The following is a 3,277-nucleotide window of genomic DNA, read 5'->3' on the forward strand; positions in this document are numbered from 1 at the left end:
ATATTTGCTCTTTAACAATCCGGAACAAGCTGAAAATTGAAACGACATGTCGTCTTATTCTTCCGTAATAAAGAATGAGGTTAAGACATGTTCGAGTCTCTCAAATTTTCACAACATCGATTGTGTCTTACGAGACATCTTCGGGTTGTGAGGTTAAGCGACTAAGCGTACACGGTGGATGCCCTGGCAGTCAGAGGCGATGAAGGACGTGCTAATCTGCGATAAGCGTCGGTAAGGTGATATGAACCGTTATAGCCGGCGATTTCCGAATGGGGAAACCCAGTGTGTTTCGACACACTATCATTACGTGAATACATAGCGTAATGAAGCGAACCGGGGGAACTGAAACATCTAAGTACCCCGAGGAAAAGAAATCAACCGAGATTCCCCCAGTAGCGGCGAGCGAACGGGGAGCAGCCCAGAACCTGAATCAGTTTGTGTGTTAGTGGAAGCGTCTGGAAAGTCGCAGGGTACAGGGTGATACTCCCGTACACTAAAATGCACAGGCTGTGAGTTCGAAGAGTAGGGCGGGACACGTGGTATCCTGTCTGAATATGGGGGGACCATCCTCCAAGGCTAAATACTCCTGACTGACCGATAGTGAACCAGTACCGTGAGGGAAAGGCGAAAAGAACCCCGGCGAGGGGAGTGAAAAAGAACCTGAAACCGTGTACGTACAAGCAGTGGGAGCCTCATTTATGGGGTGACTGCGTACCTTTTGTATAATGGGTCAGCGACTTATATTCTGTAGCAAGGTTAACCGTATAGGGGAGCCGCAGGGAAACCGAGTCTTAACTGGGCGTTAAGTTGCAGGGTATAGACCCGAAACCCGGTGATCTAGCCATGGGCAGGTTGAAGGTTGGGTAACACTAACTGGAGGACCGAACCGACTAATGTTGAAAAATTAGCGGATGACTTGTGGCTGGGGGTGAAAGGCCAATCAAACCGGGAGATAGCTGGTTCTCCCCGAAAGCTATTTAGGTAGCGCCTCGTGAACTCATCTTCGGGGGTAGAGCACTGTTTCGGCTAGGGGGCCATCCCGGCTTACCAACCCGATGCAAACTACGAATACCGAAGAATGTTATCACGGGAGACACACGGCGGGTGCTAACGTCCGTCGTGAAGAGGGAAACAACCCAGACCGCCAGCTAAGGTCCCAAAGTCATGGTTAAGTGGGAAACGATGTGGGAAGGCACAGACAGCCAGGATGTTGGCTTAGAAGCAGCCATCATTTAAAGAAAGCGTAATAGCTCACTGGTCGAGTCGGCCTGCGCGGAAGATGTAACGGGGCTAAACCATGCACCGAAGCTGCGGCAGCGACACTATGTGTTGTTGGGTAGGGGAGCGTTCTGTAAGCCGTTGAAGGTGAACTGTGAGGTTTGCTGGAGGTATCAGAAGTGCGAATGCTGACATAAGTAACGATAAAGCGGGTGAAAAGCCCGCTCGCCGGAAGACCAAGGGTTCCTGTCCAACGTTAATCGGGGCAGGGTGAGTCGACCCCTAAGGCGAGGCCGAAAGGCGTAGTCGATGGGAAACAGGTTAATATTCCTGTACTCGGTGTTACTGCGAAGGGGGGACGGAGAAGGCTATGTTAGCCGGGCGACGGTTGTCCCGGTTTAAGCATGTAGGCGGGAAGTTTAGGTAAATCCGGACTTCTGTTAACGCTGAGGTGTGATGACGAGGCACTACGGTGCTGAAGTAACAAATGCCCTGCTTCCAGGAAAAGCCTCTAAGCATCAGGTAACATTGAATCGTACCCCAAACCGACACAGGTGGTCAGGTAGAGAATACCAAGGCGCTTGAGAGAACTCGGGTGAAGGAACTAGGCAAAATGGTGCCGTAACTTCGGGAGAAGGCACGCTGTCGCTAGGTGAAGGGATTTACTCCTGGAGCTGAAGGCAGTCGAAGATACCAGCTGGCTGCAACTGTTTATTAAAAACACAGCACTGTGCAAACACGAAAGTGGACGTATACGGTGTGACGCCTGCCCGGTGCCGGAAGGTTAATTGATGGGGTTATCCGCAAGGAGAAGCTCTTGATCGAAGCCCCGGTAAACGGCGGCCGTAACTATAACGGTCCTAAGGTAGCGAAATTCCTTGTCGGGTAAGTTCCGACCTGCACGAATGGCGTAATGATGGCCAGGCTGTCTCCACCCGAGACTCAGTGAAATTGAAATCGCTGTGAAGATGCAGTGTACCCGCGGCAAGACGGAAAGACCCCGTGAACCTTTACTATAGCTTGACACTGAACATTGAGCCTTGATGTGTAGGATAGGTGGGAGGCTTTGAAGCGTGGACGCCAGTCTGCGTGGAGCCAACCTTGAAATACCACCCTTTAATGTTTGATGTTCTAACGTAGACCCGTGATCCGGGTTGCGGACAGTGTCTGGTGGGTAGTTTGACTGGGGCGGTCTCCTCCTAAAGCGTAACGGAGGAGCACGAAGGTTAGCTAATCACGGTCGGACATCGTGAGGTTAGTGCAAAGGCATAAGCTAGCTTGACTGCGAGAGTGACGGCTCGAGCAGGTGCGAAAGCAGGTCTTAGTGATCCGGTGGTTCTGAATGGAAGGGCCATCGCTCAACGGATAAAAGGTACTCCGGGGATAACAGGCTGATACCGCCCAAGAGTTCATATCGACGGCGGTGTTTGGCACCTCGATGTCGGCTCATCACATCCTGGGGCTGAAGTAGGTCCCAAGGGTATGGCTGTTCGCCATTTAAAGTGGTACGCGAGCTGGGTTTAGAACGTCGTGAGACAGTTCGGTCCCTATCTGCCGTGGGCGCTGGAGAATTGAGGGGGGCTGCTCCTAGTACGAGAGGACCGGAGTGGACGCATCACTGGTGTTCGGGTTGTCATGCCAATGGCATTGCCCGGTAGCTAAATGCGGAAGAGATAAGCGCTGAAAGCATCTAAGCGCGAAACTTGCCCCGAGATGAGTTCTCCCTGACCCTTTAAGGGTCCTGAAGGAACGTTGAAGACTACGACGTTGATAGGCTGGGTGTGTAAGCGTAGCGATACGTTGAGCTAACCAGTACTAATGATCCGTGAGGCTTAACCTTACAACACCGAAGGTGTTTTAGAGAGAAAGATTTTCAGCTTAGTTCAGGATTTAGTTGATGGTTATATAAAAATATAACGGTCAATAACAGAATTTGCCTGGCGGCCGTAGCGCGGTGGTCCCACCTGACCCCATGCCGAACTCAGAAGTGAAACGCCGTAGCGCCGATGGTAGTGTGGGGTCTCCCCATGCGAGAGTAGGGAACTGCCAGGCATCAAAT

The 3,277-nt window shown here is 51.7% G+C and carries 2 rRNA genes; both read left to right on the forward strand.

Features of this window, described 5'->3' with window-relative positions:
* The first annotated feature begins 151 nt into the window (after window positions 1-151).
* Window positions 152-3,058, forward strand: a 23S ribosomal RNA gene (locus B9Y90_RS25350).
* Window positions 3,059-3,154: 96 nt separating this feature from the next.
* A 5S ribosomal RNA gene (gene rrf / locus B9Y90_RS25355) occupies window positions 3,155-3,270 on the forward strand.
* Window positions 3,271-3,277: the final 7 nt, after the last annotated feature.

It is taken from the genome of Cedecea sp. NFIX57, assembly GCF_900177785.1.
Taxonomy (GTDB): domain Bacteria; phylum Pseudomonadota; class Gammaproteobacteria; order Enterobacterales; family Enterobacteriaceae; genus Cedecea; species Cedecea neteri_C.